This window comes from Bacillus sp. CZDM1 (assembly GCF_055502545.1).
Genome location: NZ_JBUESO010000002.1, coordinates 112,529 through 128,077, shown reverse-complemented (window position 1 = coordinate 128,077; position 15,549 = coordinate 112,529). Strand labels below are relative to the sequence as shown.

Sequence of the window (15,549 nt, the reverse complement as noted above, 5' to 3'; positions counted from 1 at the left end):
ATTGATTCTTTTGATTTTCATTCAGCTTCTTTTTGGATCCCGCATTTTTCCACGGTTAAATCCCCCTGTGGAAGCAATTAAACGAGAAGTGATCAGCTTTTCAGGCATTTCCAGGGAGAATACGAGCGGCAAATAACCCGCCCAGCCCGACATTTTTGCAAAATGAAGCATGACATCGGTTTTCCCCATCGATGGTCTTGCTGCTAAGATTGTCACTTCCCCATCCTGAAATCCTCCCGTCACTTCGTCGAGCTTTTTAATGCCCGGTGTTGCACTTCTCAGTGTTAGTTGATCCTCCCATGGTGCCTCATAGATATCTGATAACGCCTGCTGTAAGGACGTGTGATCATCCATCTTTGCTTGGTTAATTTTATCCAATTCGCCAATAACCTTAGCAATCTCCCAATCATTTATGGCTGCCACATTTAAGATATTTCTCTTTTCCCGCTCCTTCCACAGATCAAGAATGATCTTCTCCACACCGTCAAATTTCTCCAACTCTGCAAACGATAGCAACTCCGAAAGATAAGACATTCCACCTAATGTATCGAGATTGGGTAAAGTGGTGAATGTGATTAAATCAATTTTCTTTCCTTCCTGGGTTAACTCCAGCATTCTTCGCATGATTTCTTTATGCCGTGTACTTCCCAGTTGTTCAGGATGGATTACGGTATCCTTAAGCAAGTATTCCGCCTTCAGCAAGCTTCCTAAAAAAGCCTTTTCTGCTATACTCATCACTCTTCACCTGCCGTAAGGTCAAGTACAAATCCCACTGGTATCGCTCTTCCTGCAGATAACGGTTGTGTTGTTTGCCTATGCTTAAGTACTGGCTCTTGGTTCTCATGGTAAGAATCAACTTCTTCAATCGTCAGTAACGATCCATTTTCCCAGTTTTTCAGAATCCCAATCACATAGCTCAGCCTTCGCTTGTTATTGGCACAGGCAATATTCATCGCTTTTAAAATCATTTCTTTCGGCTGTATAAAGCTAGAATCATCCAGCCAAGATAACAACTGCTGTTTCGCATTAACGTTGGTAAAACCAAATCCATTATCATCCCAAAACCCGATAATATCTTTCACATCTTGTTGATTCTTCTTTAAGGGATTTTTCATGGTTGAATTATTCGCTATGTCTTGATCAAGAGCTTTTTGTTGCTGGTTTTCTGGTTGCACAATGGGCATTACATCTTCAAGCTCTTCCGAAACAATGTCCAAATATGTATCGCCTTCATGTTGATTGATATCTTCATGGTCGTTACCTATTCTTACTTGCTCACAAAAGGAAATATATAAACTACGAATTTCCTGTTTCTGAATAGGCTCTGACACATATTGAATCAGTGAGGTATCCTCGACTTCCTTTAATTCGCTAGTAATACAATCCATGACTGGTTTTCCTGCTCTATACAGGTTGTCTTTCCCCCAGTTTCTAATCGCGAGTTCTCTCGTCACAGGATTGTAACGAATCACCTTGTGATGGTGAATGAATCGGTCCATCACTGTTTGAACACTCTCCATGGAGAAGCCCAAATCAAACGCCATTTGTTTTTTGGTAATCTTATAGATTCCAATTTGAGTTGTATTTGCATTCGTAAGTAGGTAAAGGTAAAATAACTTGTCCTCTGGGCTCATCTCTTCCAGCACAATCGGGTTCTTCCAAAAATCCGTATGTATTAATCTAAACTTTGCCATCTTCCATCACTAACCCTTCTTCTATTAAAATCTTTCATAGGTTATATATGAAAAATTGAAGAAAACGGACAGGGTGATTTTCATCTAGATGTGAATAGTTTGTGACAAATCAATACAAGGTTCCTATGACTCCTCTTTTTAGCTTTTGAAACCGTATGTGAAAAGAATCGAATCAATTCCTTCTACTGGTCCGGATTTACCTCTATACTTGGATAAAGAACTTGTTGTTGTTTTTCTTTTTGTTTTTCCTTTTCTTCTTCTTTTTCTTTTTGTCCACGTATCGTAAAACAGTGCATGAACGTATCGTCTAACTCCTAGAATTAGAATCAATTTATGTATCATTTTCATCTTCGTCGCGAACTTCCTTGCAGAAACCACATCTCTTCTTGTTTCAAAAAGAGTCATAATGCCTACGAACGTCCTGTTTTTGAATGCATCCATATACATATTTAAACCAAATTTTTTCATACTTTTTTACAAAAAAAAACACTCACAACCATTGATTAATCAAGAATTGTGAGTGTTTTAATAACAGGAGATTTCCTCCAAGACCTACTTCATTATCAACAAAGAGCATTGTTATGTATCTTTATTAATGATCTTGTTCTTTCCTCTTGGTTTAATTAAAAAATAAGAATTGATCCAAGCAGTAATCGGAATAATGAGAGCGACACCTATTCCCGCACAAAAAATGGTGATTAGTTCAGCACTAAATATTTTTGAATTGACAATTTCCCCCAGAGTATAATGTAAATCTTTAAACCAAATGAGCAGGGCCAAATAACCTCCAAAGAAAGCAAAAAATAACGTATTTGTACTTGTTCCTAAAATGTCTTTTCCAATACTAATTCCAAAAGCAAATAATTCTTTTCTGCTTATGGATGAATGATGGTGAAACATTTCCCTCATAGGAGATGAAATGGCTATAGCTGTATCTGTAATTGCACCAATGGTACTCATAATAATGACAGAAGCAGCTATTTTAACAAAATCCACCCCAATATATAGGGAAAAGTAGGAAAGTTCCTCAATTTCTTCTGCGCCAAATCCTTGAATCATAGCACTTTCTGTCACAATCAGAATAAAAAAGAGCAGTATAACAACTGTAATAATAGTAGAAATGAAAGCTGTAATTGTTTTGTTATTCACTTCATTAATATAAAAGAGATTAATGCAGCTAATAACGGTTGATGCAATCAATGTTAAGATAATAGGATCAGCTTTGGGTATGGTCATAATAAAGATAGTAAAAAAGATTACTCCAAAGTTTAGGAATATCGCAATGAATGACCGTTTCCCTTTATTACCGCCAATAAGAATCATCAGGATTAATAAAATGGCTGCCAGCAGCACTAATACATTCATACTCTTGCCCTCTTTCGATTAACGAAAAAAATGGTAGTATACAGCCCTATTGGGATTGTAATGACGATTCCTATACCGCCTGCCAAGGCACGTGCCATTTCCAAAGATAGATTCATGGAAAGAGTGAATATCAATGGGGAATTATTCTTAAAATACAAAATAAGCATTGGAATAGAACCACTGATATAGGCAAAAAACAAAATATTCGTCATGGTTCCCATTATATCTTTTCCAATCTCCATTCCTGAAGTTTTAAGTGCTTTTATTGGGATGTTGCGATCCTTCTCATACAGCCCAAAAATAGAAGAAGACATGGTAATGGCCACATCCATTACGGCTCCTAACGATCCGATAAATAACCCAGCCATAAACACTTCTTTATAAGGACGAGTTAAAAATTGCATTTCCTCATATCGAAGTCCTTTTTCAGCTGTTAACCACATCACAAGATAGGTTATGAACAGCGAGACAAAAGTTCCCAATAATGTTGCAACAATTGCGGCATATGTTTTTTCATTAAAGCCGTTAACGAGCAATAAAGAAATGACCGTAAATAATAGAACACTTATACTGCATATCCATAACAAACTGATGCCTGATGTTTTTAAATAAACATCCAATGCATAGGATAACAAAACGGCATTGACAGCCAAGCTGATAATAGAAAACAACCCTTGCTTTTTTCCCACGAAAAGGAGAGTGAAAATAAACATCCACGCTACCAACAATATGTATTTATCCCGCTTTACGTCCATTATGGTTCCACTTAAATCTGTATTTTCCTTTTTTTTCGTATCAATTGAAACAAATAATTCATTTCCAATATGATATTCTTGATCATACGCTCCTGATACGGAATACTCATTTGTTAAATGGATAAGCTGTCCTTTGTAATCACCATTTCTTATTTCGGCTATGATCCGTTGAGTGAAAAGACGATCTTTATTTTCATGCATATCGATCACTTCCGTAGAATCGCCCAACTCTATTTCAATGACCTCAGCTATTGGTCTTTCGTAAAATGAATGATTGTAATAGACAAAGAACACGGAGGAGACAAAAAGAAGTAAGATGATCGAATACCAAAATATTTGTTTGTAAGTCATTTTCTTAAATAGATTGACTATAACCTTCAAAAAAAAACCTCCAGCTTTTGGGATAAACTCTTTAACATAAGGGTATTACAAGTAAAACAACGACCTAAGATAACCTTAAAATAATGCAAAGGAGGTTCATATAACAAAGGTATATGGTTTACAATGGACTAAGAATAACAGGAATGATTTTGAACCGTCAAGGAAACACATACTATTCATTACTTTCTCCATTTTTCGCAAATTCTTTAGGAAAAGGATCGTAAACCTTTTAAGTCTGTAGAATTCCTTTTCTAAAAAGCTGTTTACAATATATAATTTAATAATAAATAGTTCCAATAATTCATGATGATTTTTTTCATGAAACGCATGAACGTGGAGTGGTGAAAATGGAAACGAGACAAATTCAATACTTTCTGGAAGTAGCAAAAAGAGAGCATGTAACAGAGGCAGCAGATGCGTTGCATATTGCCCAATCTGCCATTAGCAGACAAATTTCCAATTTAGAAGAGGAATTAGGTGTAGAGCTTTTTATACGTGAGGGAAGGAATGTAAAGTTAACGCCTCTTGGCAAAATATTTTATGAACGGATTAAACATGTCTGGTATTTGATGGAGGATTCAAAGAGAGAAATTAGAGAATATTTAAATCCTGAAAAAGGGACCGTTCGAATTGCTTTTCCGATTAGCATGGCAGCCCACACATTGCCTCACATCATTTATTCTTTTCGTACTCGTTTCCCCGAAGCGAAATTTCAAATGAGCAATGCCCTTTATTATGATTTAATAGATGGTGTTATACATGGACAATTTAATTTGGCGATGATTGCCCCCATGCCAAATCTGGAAAAAGAAAAAAAGATTAAAGGGGATATTTTATTCACAGAGAATATCGTTGCCCTCATCCCTCTTCATCATCGATTATCGGACCGGCCATCGATTCGATTACGGGATTTAATGAATGACCCCTTCTGCGTTCTTCCTGAAGGGTTTGTATTTCGTGAACAAGTTGTTCAAGCTTGTAACAGTGTGGGTTTTTCACCAAACATCGCATTCGAAGGGAAAGATATCGACGCATTAAAAGGGTTAGTATCTGCAGGTTTGGGTGTAGCCTTAATGCCTGAGATGACATTGGTAGATAACACACCAAGATCCACTGTCGTAATTCCCCTTTCAGATTCGAGACTCACTCGAACAGTAGGTGTCATCTACCCTGTAGAACGTGACCTGCTTCCAACTGAAAAGCTGTTTTATGATTTTCTTATAGATACTTATGAAAGATTGAATGAATTTAAAAACTAGCAAAACAATCGTAGGTAAAAAACACCAAAACAGTGCATAAAAAATGTGTCACAATTCTATGTAGTTTTTCCTACAAGGATTTCTGACACTGTTTTTATTGTTTAACATTCTAATATGGATCTACTTATTTTGCCTTAAAAAGGCATGTCACCCATTCTAAAAAAAAATGAGCTGCATATTTGCAGCCCTTTATTAAAACACTTGAATTACGCAACTCACATCGTGCAAATATCGATTACAAACCGATACTTCACATCTGAAGCTAGAACACGTTTATATGCTTCGTCAATTTGATTGGCCGAAACCACTTCAATGTTAGGAACGATGTTATGTTCCGCACAGAAATTCAACATTTCCTGCGTCTCACGGATGCCACCAATCATTGAACCTGCAAATGAACGGCGATGACCAATGAGAGAGAACACATTTAATGACAATGGCTCTGCAGGCGCACCAACATTTACTAGCGTTCCATCTAGCGCTAATAAGGAGAGGTAAGCACTAATATCGATTTTTGCACTTACCGTGTTAATGATTAAATCAAAAGTACCGGCAAGTTTCACGAATGTTTCAGGGTTGCTTGTGGCATAGTAGTGGTCTGCGCCGAATTGCAAGCCATCTTCCTTTTTATTCAATGTTTGTGACAGAACCGTAACTTCAGCACCCATGGCGTGTGCAATCTTGACAGCCATATGACCAAGACCGCCCAGGCCAACAACCGCGATTTTTTTACCTGGTCCAGCTCCCCAATGGTTTAATGGAGAATAGGTCGTAATACCTGCGCAAAGTAATGGTGCTGCTGCGTCAAGCTCAATGCTATCAGGAATTCTCACTACAAAGTCTTCCGTTACGACAATGTGAGTTGAATAGCCGCCTTGGGTAGGCTCGCCGTATTTGTCAACACCTGCGTATGTAGGAACATTGCCTTTTAGACAGTATTGTTCTTCTCCTTTATCGCAGTTCTCACATTCGCCACAGGAATCTACCATACACCCGACCCCTACTCGATCACCAACCTTGTACTTTGTGACCTCTTCTCCTACATCAGTGACAATTCCCGCAATCTCGTGGCCAGGTACGAGAGGATAATTTACTGGACCCCATTCTCCATGTGCAGTATGGATATCAGAATGACATATTCCTGCATATTTAATTTCAATTAGAACATCATGTAAATCAAGATCGCGTCTCTGAATTTCAGCAGCTCGAAACGATTTGTCTGGACCGTCGACAGCTCGTGCTTTAGCGGTTATCATAATAAAACCTCCAATAATTTATCATTTTTCAAGATAAAAAGTATGTACTGGGTAAATTTCTAACCAGCTTCTTTCTCTTGTAAAAACAATGTTAAACCTTAGAGTTAACTCTAGGTCAAGAGATTAATTAATATCCCTCTAAAAAATCTCACTGGCGAAAACAAGCCTTGTAAACTAGCCTATAGCAAACTATTTTTTTTGACTCTGTTATTATTCATTATTGATTTTCGTGTAGGGTTGAGAATTCATAGGCGGAGAATTTCCGGCTATTTATATAGAGCCAGCGTAGGAAGGTGATATAAGCGAAGATAATCCGGTTAACTGCTTTAAATAAGACAAAATCCATGGATTTGGATACAATAAGCGGAAAAACTCCGCTTATTTTTAAGGTAAAATGGCTATTTCCCAATTCAAACGGAAATTCTTCGCTTATTTTCTAAACACAGTGAAATCAACATTCAGTTTTAACAGAGCCTTTTTTTAAAAGTTAATCTTAATTAAACAGGGCAGATTTCTACTATTCTAATAAGTGACTTTGACATTTCTGTAAATACCGTGATAAAATCCACTCAATTCATAGAAGGAATCCGGGAGCCTATCGATCATTAAGAAAAGGAGATAAAGGATGAAGACATATTCAATCAGCGAAGTAGCAAATGAATTAAATCTTACCGTATATACCTTGCGTTACTACGACAAAGAGGGTCTTATGCCTTTTGTAGAACGGACAGCCAGCGGAACACGCTTGTTTAAAGAATCCGATATCGAAGCTTTAAGAATAATAGAATGCCTGAAATCTACTGGAATGCCTATTAAGGAAATTAAAAATTTCATTGTTTGGTGTTCTGATGGAGATTCCACGCTGCATCAAAGATATGCCATGTTTTTGGAACGAAAAGCTACTGTAGAAGCACAGATGGAAGAACTAAAAAAAACAATGGAAGTCATCGAGCATAAATGCTTATATTACAAGACTGCTTTGGATGCCGGCACGGAAGATATTCATAAAAACAATAAAATAGAGATTAAGAATTAACAGAAAACCACCTGTATTTCATAAATGTGTATATGAAATACGGGTGGTTTTCTAATTGTAGAATATTAGAGGTAATAAAAATTTATACCTAAAAAAGTCGATCTAGAAAATGGTTTAGAAACCTGTCTGCTTCTACTTGTGTACATACTTGAATTTGCTGCTCACCTTCAGCGTGCGCTACCGTTCTCCCGTATTCTTCCCCTTCTAAGACAACCTTAACATTCCATTTTTCCTTCTTAACGAAACCAGGGTCAATAACAACACCTACCGCAAGAGGGTCGTGTAAAGCACAGCCGCCAATACCTGGGTGGAACCTTTCATAGGATTGCATATAAAAACTGGTCATATCTGCAAAAAAATGGGATACATCTGTATCTAGGGCTCGCCAATCAGCTAACCTCGCGTTCGGCAATAGTGTCTGCATCGTCACATCAAGACCTACAACCGTTACTGGCAGCCCTGATGAAAACACACAATCAGCTGCATCCGGGTCAGAAATTATATTAGCTTCGCTATATGGGGTGACATTACCCCTTACAAAAACAGCACCACCCATGATGACTACATCTTTTACAAGTGAAGCTATTTCAGGTTCCTTTTGAACGGCGTGCGCCAGATTCGTAAGTGGTCCGACCGCAATGATCGTAATCTCGTGTGGGCGCTTTTTCACTTGGCTAATGATAAAATCCACAGCGCCTTCAGTTTCTGCTTCCCTGATCGGAGCTTTTTCGAATTTGTTACCCAGACCGTCTTCACCATGAACATGTGTAGGGAATTCTTTTCTAGCACGTTTTAGCGGTTTATCAGCTCCTGAATATACAGGGACAGTTTTTCCTAGTTGCTCTAAGATCACTAATGTATTGCGGGTGGTATATTCAATAGGCCCATTCCCAAAGCATGTTGTCAGACCAATGATCTCTAACTCTGGAGAATTTAATGCATAGGCCATCGCTAACGCATCATCTATACCTGTATCCACATCCAATATAACTGGCTTCATTAAAACTCACTCCAATTAAACCGATTTATGTACCTGTAAAAATTCTTCGACTTCCTTTTTGGTTGGCATCCCAGTTTGTGCCCCTAGCTTCGTAACCGAGATAGCCCCAACAACATTGGCAATTCGACACGCCTCTTCGATCTCAAGCCCCTCACATAAAGCTGTGGCCAATGCACCATTAAATGAATCTCCTGCACCTGTTGTATCAACAGCCTCCACCTGGATGCTGGAAATTTCTATTTTTTCACCATTTTTATAAATCATAACGCCTTGGGACCCTTTTGTTACAATACACTTTTTCTTTAATTTTTCTAATTCTTGATCCGTCCCGTCTACGGAAGCAAACAGCAGTGCCTGTTCATGTTCATTAGGTGTTACATAATCCACCAACTCTAGTAATTCTTTGGGAAGCTTTTGAATAGGTGCTGGATTTACTATCGTTAGGACCCCATGCCTTTTGGCAAGTTCTACTGCTCTAACGACACTTTCTAGGGGAATCTCTAATTGTAAGAGAAGAATATTGCTATTTTCGATTGCCTCTTCATGTTTTTCGATTACTTCCGGAGTTACATGGTTATTGGCTCCGGGTACAACAATAATACTGTTGTCTCCTTCGGATAATATAATAGTAGCAATTCCAGTAGAAGTATCCTTAACTGTCATAATCCTTTTAGTGTTTATTCCTTGGTTTGTTAAATGGTCCACTAGTGTTTTACCAAAAGAATCGTTCCCCACAGCGCCAATCATTGTTACATCCGCTCCAAGCCGGGCTGCGGCCACAGCTTGGTTAGCCCCCTTTCCACCTGGAATGGTATGAAAAGAATGACCTAACACCGTTTCTCCAACCTTAGGTATTTGAGTGGTACTCGTGACTAAATCCATGTTAATACTTCCAATTACGGTTATTTTTCTACCCGCCATATCCCACCATCCCTTTCTTTACTCGGAACATGCTACTACTAAAATTGCCTAAACATCATTAATTATGTCATTTAAGTGATTTAATCATGATAAAGTCTATTTGTTCTTCATCACCCATATAAAAGGAGTGAGCACCGGCTTGTACGAACCCTATTTTCTTGTAAAAAGCAATCGCGTTCTCGTTCCTTTCCCAAACACCAAGCCAGATTTTGTTTTTTTCTTGTTCCACCGCAATTTCTATCGCCTTATTAATGAGATATTTACCAAGCCCAAGTTTTTGAAATTTGGACCTTATATAAATCCTCTCGATTTCAAGGGAATCCTCCCCCATATTTTCTGACTGAGCATCCTTGGTATTCACTTTTAAATATCCAGCCACTTCATTATTAAAAATAACAAAGAAGAATTGCGAAGAAATAGTAGCTAATTCTTTTTCTAATTGGTTTAGGTTAAATGCCCTCTCCAAATAAGCATTCATATTTTCAGGTGAGTTCTGATCCTTAAATGTCTCAATAAATGTTTCGATACTCATTTCTTGAAGTATGGATAAGTCTTCAATGGTACAATGTTTTATATTTATACTCATAATAGTATGCCGCTCCTTTATCTAATCAATAATTTCTCTTGTTTCCCTTTTTTACATGTTCCCAGTCTTTTTCTATATTCTTTCTTACTCTTTGAAGAAGATTAAAAATGGTGTCTATTTCTCTTTCTGAAAATCCCTCTAATGCAACGGTATTGGAATAATTATGTTCTCTTTTTATAAACGGATACACAGTTTTCCCTTTCTCTGTTGGAAAGAGTTTTTTAATTTTCTTGTTATGTTGGTCGTCTTTCTTTTCAATAAAGCCATTCATTTTAAGTTTTTGGATAGCGCGTGCTGCTGTTGTTCGGTCCACTTTAATCATTTCAGCTACCTTTTCTTGAATGATTCCAGGGTTTTCACATATCCGCACAAGGTACAAATATTGCCCTTTCGTAAGCTCCAATTCTTTAAATTCAATATTACTTATCGAATCTAATGCTCTAGCGATCATTCCAATTTCGCGCAAAATTTCCTTCATAATTTCTCCTTAGATGAAGTTTTTGTTGCAATTACAACATATTTACTATAAATTAAATTTAACCTAATATTATTGTAAATACAACAAAAAAAATAAAGGATTGAAAATAATGAGGACAAAAAGAATAACGATGGAAGAAGATTTAAAAAAGGCATTTCAAATTAGAAAAGAGGTATTTGTTGAGGAACAAGGCGTACCCTTAGAGGATGAATTTGACGAGTTTGACAATCTGAATGGTCAATGTGAACATCTCTTAGTTTATTTCGAAGAACAACCTGTCGGAACAGGACGAGTACGATGGGTTGATGAATTTGGAAAATTAGAGAGAATTTGTATTCTAGAACCATACCGGAAATTCGGTCTAGGTAAGGTAATTATTACCGCATTAGAGGGAAGTGCACAGGAACGAGGCGCGAAGAAGGTCAAATTACACGGACAAACACAAGCAGAGGGCTTTTATAAAAAACTAGGTTATCAGAGTTCATCAAACATTTTTATAGAGGACGGAATTCCCCATTTATTGATGACGAAAGAATTATTTAATCGGTAATGAACTGCCTAGTGTTTACACACACTCCTCATATTTTAGAATTTCAGCAGCAAGGGCATTATATGCAAAAAAAAGCACTCACATCTATTGATAAATCAATAATTGTGAGTGTCTTTATCATTTTCAATAGATACTGTATTGTTAGTCTGGGTCGATCAAGAGCATGAACATTGACCCTATACGAATTAAACTCTTTTCCTTAAGCGAACTACAAGAGGTATAACGATTATACCTGCTATGGCAACCTGCATAATGTTTCCAGGGATGGAGCCGAATGGCTGTAACCAGTTACCATAAAGGAGCACTTCTGTAAAATAATAGCCAACCACTTTAATGATGAGTGCAGTAGCAACGGCCAGAGTGTTAACATAGATCCTTTTGCCCGGTACTTTTTCAGAAATAAGTCCGGCGACGAAGCCCATTGCACCTACAATGATAAATGTAAATGGTGCCCAAAGTGCCCAGCCAGAGAGAAGATCGAATAAGCCCATTCCGAACGCACCTGCTACTGCTCCCGTTTTTTTGCCGTAAACAAAGGCTGCTATAAAAAGCGGTACGTTACCGAGATGGATTAGGCCTCCGTTACCCATTATCGGGAGCTTTATGTTGATGAACATCGTAGCCACTAGGGTTAATGCGATGAAAAGTGAATTGATGACGATGGTTTTTGTTTTTGTTGATACTGTCGGTGCGGATAGTGAATTCATAAAGACAACCTCTTCTGTTTTTTTAAAATAATATCATACAATTCTATTTTTTTAAATAGAAAGTTCCGAATAGTACATATAGTCCCTAACCGCTCCACATCCACTTATTGGATTAATTGCTAAGAAAATAGATAGCGATCTTCTCTATAACTACCATAATTATTAAACTACTTACTTTAAAAACTATAGATGATCACAATAGTTAGTTTACTGAATATACAATGTTTGCTAAAATTTTGTTGAATTACGAATGCGTTTTCTTTTAATAGAACTGTGAGAAACGGTTATGAAAATGGAGGTAGTATAATGGTACAGACAAATGAATTTGCACACCGTATGGCGAGCAAGACAATCAAACTTGTCGATACATCAGGATATCCAGTTGCAGGAAAGGAAGTATCACTTAAGCTGACAAATCATAAGTTCTTATTTGGCTGCGGTATTTTCGATGCAATCGAAGTAGCAAACAAAAATGTAGCAGCAGACAGACTTGTATTTTTGGAAAATAAACTGGAAAAGTTCTTAGATGTATTTAACTCTGCAACACTACCTTTCTATTGGGGAACATTCGAACCTGAAAATGGAAAACCACGGACAAACGAATTAAAGGCTGCTGCTCAGTGGTTAAAAGAAAGAAATGTAGCAGTAAAAGGACATCCTCTTTGCTGGCACACCGTTACGGCCCCATGGCTTCTGGATATGAGCAATGAAGAAATACTGAAAGCACAGTTTGCTAGAATTGAACGTGAAGTATCAGATTTCAAAGGTTTAATCGATATGTGGGATGTGATCAATGAAGTTGTGATCATGCCAATCTTTGATAAGTATGACAATGGCATCACAAGAATCTCTAAAGATCTTGGCCGCGTTGGCATTATTAAAGAAATGTTTGCAAAGACCCGTGAATTTAATCCTGGGGCAACACTATTATTAAATGACTTTAATACTTCTATTAACTATGAAATCTTAATTGATGGCTGCTTGCAGGCTGGTATTTCCATTGATGCGATTGGCATTCAGTCACATCAGCATCAGGGATATTGGGGACGTGAGAAATTAGAAGAAGTACTAGATCGTTTCTCCCACTTTGGACTTCCCCTGCACTTTACAGAAAACACACTGACATCCGGGCATCTTATGCCGCCTGAAATAGAAGACCTGAATGATTATCAGATTCCTGAGTGGCCATCAACACCAGAGTTTGAAGAACGTCAGGCAAAAGAAGTTGAAGAAATGTATTCTATACTGTTTAAACATCCTCAGGTAGAAGCCATTACGACCTGGTCCTTTAGTGATGATGGTGCATGGCTTGGTGCTCCTGCTGGATTTGTTAGAAGAGACAATAGCCCAAAACCTGCTTATGAAGTATTAAAGAAACTCATTAAAGGTGACTGGTCTACAAATGTGACATGTAAGACAGATCAAAACGGTTTCGTTTCATTTGAAGGATTCCTTGGTGAATATGATCTTGTTTGTAGAGATAAGAAAGTAAGCTTTAAATTAGATAAAGATGCTGAACCAGTACAAATTACAATCTAATCGATGTACTTAAAAAAAGCTTCCGTCCAAATTCTGGCCGGAAGCTTTTCATTTATCTTATATTCTATCCATGATTACACTTTAGTGAATGCTAAGCGTTGTATTTTTCGCCAATATTGGTTATCACCGGATGTAAAGTGCACCATACTTGCATCAAAAACTAGCTCACGTTATTATTTAAGATTGGTAAGACACTTTTCAATCTTGTTTTTTTAACTCCTAGGAGGAAACGAAATGAATGTCATCGAGGTTCAAAATTTACGGAAAGAATTTAATTCATATACAAGCAGGCCCGGTTTGGCTGGAGCGTTTCGAGATTTATTTACGAGAAATTATAAAGTCCATGCGGCTGTTGATAATATTTCACTTACGGTTAAACAAGGGGAAATGGTTGGTTATATTGGTGAGAATGGTGCTGGTAAATCAACGACAATTAAGATGTTAACCGGCATATTGACTCCCACATCCGGTTCCATTATCGTAAATGGGATGAATCCCCATAAGCAGCGGGAGGAATTCGTGCGAACCATTGGCGTGGTGTTCGGTCAGCGGTCACAGCTATGGTGGGATATTGCGGTTCAAGAGTCTTTCCGGTTATTAAAAAAAGTATACCGTGTTTCGGATGACGACTATAACCATCATATGGGCCATGTGATCGAGACGTTAGAAATCGGTCCTTTACTAGATAAACCGGTCCGAAAGCTGTCTCTTGGACAACGGATGCGCTGCGAATTAGCCGCTGCTCTCGTACACAATCCTCCTCTTCTCTTTTTGGACGAGCCAACGATTGGGCTAGATGTATTGGTGAAATTAAAAATTCGAAAGTTTCTCCAGGAAATTAACGAACAATATAAAACCACCATTCTCTTGACGACACATGACTTAACGGATATTGAAGCTCTTTGTGAACGAGTGGTGTTATTAGATGAAGGAAAAATTATTTATGATGGCAAGTTAAATCAACTTCAACAACATGCCGTGGAAGGAAAACAAATCGAATTTGAATTTTTGTCAGAAGTTCCTCGCAGCTCCCTGCCTCGTGTCGAGAATATTCAATGGGAACAAAAGGATGCTACCACCTGGCTCGGGTATGTCAATGGGGATGAACAAATGGTCTCTCGATTGATTAGTGATGTCATCCAGAGGAATCCGATTAAGAATGTTCGAATCAATGAAGTTTCTACGGAAGAGATTGTACGGAAGATTTATGAAGAAGGTATGGCCCTCACATGAGTATGTATTTAGAAATGATTCGAGTGCGTTTTTTAATGATGCTCGCTTACCGGACAAACTATTATAGCGGGATTTTAATTTACAGCATTAATATTGGAGCCTACTATTTTTTATGGTCAGCGATTTATGGAGGGAAAGAAGAGATCCAGGGATTATCCGTCGCTCAAATGACTACCTATGTAGCAGTCGCTTGGATGGCAAGAGCGTTTTATTATAACAATATTGATCGTGAAATTGCGGCTGAAATCAAAGACGGCAAAGTCGCGATTGAAATGATCCGCCCTTATAACTATTTAGGGATGAAAACCATGCAGGCACTTGGGGAAGGCGTCTTTCGCTTATTGTTTTTCTCTGTCCCAGGTATGATTATTGTTGCCTTAATATTTCCAGTTCGCTTTGATGCTAGTTTGACAACGTGGATATTTTTCTTTATCTCGCTTGTTTTTAGTTTTATTGTTAATACGCATATCAACTTATTAACAGGTATAATGACGTTCTTTTTATTTAATAACACAGGGTTGATTCGAGCAAAACGTGTCGTGATTGATTTGTTCTCAGGATTACTTCTCCCAATCTCTTTTTATCCAGTATGGGCTCAGGACGTAATGTCGTATTTGCCCTTTCAAGCGATCAGCTATGTTCCTAGTATGATTTTTACAGAAGGCTTTGTTGGTCAAGAAATCTATAATGCTTTGCTTTCACAAGTATTCTGGGTGGTCATTTTACTGATTCCTATCCGCCTTCTATGGTCGCAGGCAAAAAAACACTTAATTGTACAAGGGGGCTGAC

17 protein-coding genes are annotated in these 15,549 nt (G+C 37.8%); 6 read left to right on the top strand and 11 right to left on the bottom strand.

Annotated elements, in window-relative coordinates:
* Positions 1–21 precede the first annotated feature (21 nt).
* The 5 genes from ACY3XC_RS05170 to ACY3XC_RS05150 form a co-directional block, all read right to left on the bottom strand.
* On the bottom strand, positions 22–735 hold the full coding sequence (locus ACY3XC_RS05170) for a DnaB-like helicase C-terminal domain-containing protein (protein WP_464867571.1): 714 nt from the start codon (positions 733–735) through the stop codon (positions 22–24).
* Positions 735–1,694 (bottom strand): DnaD domain protein, encoded by a 960-nt coding sequence (locus ACY3XC_RS05165; protein ID WP_464867570.1) that lies wholly within the window; start codon positions 1,692–1,694, stop codon positions 735–737. The genes ACY3XC_RS05170 and ACY3XC_RS05165 overlap by 1 nt, the downstream gene beginning before the upstream one ends.
* A 138-nt stretch (positions 1,695–1,832) precedes the next feature.
* The gene (locus ACY3XC_RS05160; RefSeq protein WP_464867569.1) at positions 1,833–2,099 is read right to left on the bottom strand and encodes a hypothetical protein; all 267 of its coding nucleotides are present in this window, start codon (positions 2,097–2,099) and stop codon (positions 1,833–1,835) included.
* A gap of 174 nt (positions 2,100–2,273) precedes the next feature.
* Positions 2,274–3,059, bottom strand: coding sequence for a YibE/F family protein (locus ACY3XC_RS05155; protein WP_179159838.1), 786 nt, complete (start codon positions 3,057–3,059; stop codon positions 2,274–2,276).
* Positions 3,056–4,195 carry a YibE/F family protein gene (locus tag ACY3XC_RS05150; RefSeq protein WP_464867568.1) on the bottom strand — a complete coding sequence of 380 codons (1,140 nt, stop codon included), beginning with the start codon at positions 4,193–4,195 and terminating at the stop codon, positions 3,056–3,058. The genes ACY3XC_RS05155 and ACY3XC_RS05150 overlap by 4 nt, the downstream gene beginning before the upstream one ends.
* A 347-nt stretch (positions 4,196–4,542) precedes the next feature.
* On the opposite strand from ACY3XC_RS05150, the gene ACY3XC_RS05145 reads away from it, so the two are divergent.
* The gene (locus tag ACY3XC_RS05145) at positions 4,543–5,454 is read left to right on the top strand and encodes a LysR family transcriptional regulator (RefSeq protein ID WP_464867567.1); all 912 of its coding nucleotides are present in this window, start codon (positions 4,543–4,545) and stop codon (positions 5,452–5,454) included.
* A gap of 215 nt (positions 5,455–5,669) precedes the next feature.
* Here the strand turns inward: ACY3XC_RS05145 and ACY3XC_RS05140 are convergent, their stop codons facing one another.
* On the bottom strand, positions 5,670–6,710 hold the full coding sequence (locus ACY3XC_RS05140) for an NAD(P)-dependent alcohol dehydrogenase (protein ID WP_464867566.1): 1,041 nt from the start codon (positions 6,708–6,710) through the stop codon (positions 5,670–5,672).
* 625 nt (positions 6,711–7,335) lie between these two features.
* Here ACY3XC_RS05140 and ACY3XC_RS05135 point away from each other — a divergent pair.
* Positions 7,336–7,746 carry a MerR family transcriptional regulator gene (locus ACY3XC_RS05135; RefSeq protein WP_179159842.1) on the top strand — a complete coding sequence of 137 codons (411 nt, stop codon included), beginning with the start codon at positions 7,336–7,338 and terminating at the stop codon, positions 7,744–7,746.
* 88 nt (positions 7,747–7,834) lie between these two features.
* Here the strand turns inward: ACY3XC_RS05135 and ACY3XC_RS05130 are convergent, their stop codons facing one another.
* From ACY3XC_RS05130 to ACY3XC_RS05115, 4 genes are all read right to left on the bottom strand, one after another.
* Complete coding sequence (locus tag ACY3XC_RS05130; RefSeq protein ID WP_464867565.1) at positions 7,835–8,746, bottom strand: nucleoside hydrolase; 912 nt, start codon at positions 8,744–8,746, stop codon at positions 7,835–7,837.
* A 15-nt stretch (positions 8,747–8,761) separates the two neighbouring features.
* The gene (rbsK, locus tag ACY3XC_RS05125; RefSeq protein WP_464867564.1) at positions 8,762–9,667 is read right to left on the bottom strand and encodes a ribokinase; all 906 of its coding nucleotides are present in this window, start codon (positions 9,665–9,667) and stop codon (positions 8,762–8,764) included.
* Positions 9,668–9,734: 67 nt separating this feature from the next.
* Positions 9,735–10,253, bottom strand: coding sequence for a spermidine/spermine N(1)-acetyltransferase (gene paiA / locus ACY3XC_RS05120; RefSeq protein ID WP_179159845.1), 519 nt, complete (start codon positions 10,251–10,253; stop codon positions 9,735–9,737).
* A 25-nt stretch (positions 10,254–10,278) separates the two neighbouring features.
* The gene (locus ACY3XC_RS05115; RefSeq protein WP_464867563.1) at positions 10,279–10,731 is read right to left on the bottom strand and encodes a MarR family winged helix-turn-helix transcriptional regulator; all 453 of its coding nucleotides are present in this window, start codon (positions 10,729–10,731) and stop codon (positions 10,279–10,281) included.
* A 109-nt stretch (positions 10,732–10,840) separates the two neighbouring features.
* On the opposite strand from ACY3XC_RS05115, the gene ACY3XC_RS05110 reads away from it, so the two are divergent.
* Positions 10,841–11,281, top strand: a complete 441-nt coding sequence (locus tag ACY3XC_RS05110) for a GNAT family N-acetyltransferase (RefSeq protein ID WP_464867562.1) — start codon at positions 10,841–10,843, stop codon at positions 11,279–11,281.
* 185 nt (positions 11,282–11,466) lie between these two features.
* Here ACY3XC_RS05110 and ACY3XC_RS05105 read toward each other — a convergent pair whose 3' ends face one another.
* Positions 11,467–11,988, bottom strand: coding sequence for an ECF transporter S component (locus ACY3XC_RS05105; protein ID WP_464867561.1), 522 nt, complete (start codon positions 11,986–11,988; stop codon positions 11,467–11,469).
* Between the two features lie 306 nt (positions 11,989–12,294).
* On the opposite strand from ACY3XC_RS05105, the gene ACY3XC_RS05100 reads away from it, so the two are divergent.
* The 3 genes from ACY3XC_RS05100 (at position 12,295) to ACY3XC_RS05090 (ending at position 15,548) form a co-directional block, all read left to right on the top strand.
* Positions 12,295–13,527, top strand: a complete 1,233-nt coding sequence (locus ACY3XC_RS05100; RefSeq protein ID WP_464867560.1) for an endo-1,4-beta-xylanase — start codon at positions 12,295–12,297, stop codon at positions 13,525–13,527.
* A gap of 234 nt (positions 13,528–13,761) precedes the next feature.
* Entirely contained in the window at positions 13,762–14,760 is a 999-nt protein-coding gene (locus ACY3XC_RS05095) for an ABC transporter ATP-binding protein (RefSeq protein WP_179159850.1), read from the top strand.
* Positions 14,757–15,548: an ABC transporter permease gene (locus ACY3XC_RS05090; RefSeq protein ID WP_464867559.1), complete on the top strand. Its 792-nt coding sequence runs from the start codon at positions 14,757–14,759 to the stop codon at positions 15,546–15,548. The genes ACY3XC_RS05095 and ACY3XC_RS05090 overlap by 4 nt, the downstream gene beginning before the upstream one ends.
* Position 15,549: the final 1 nt, after the last annotated feature.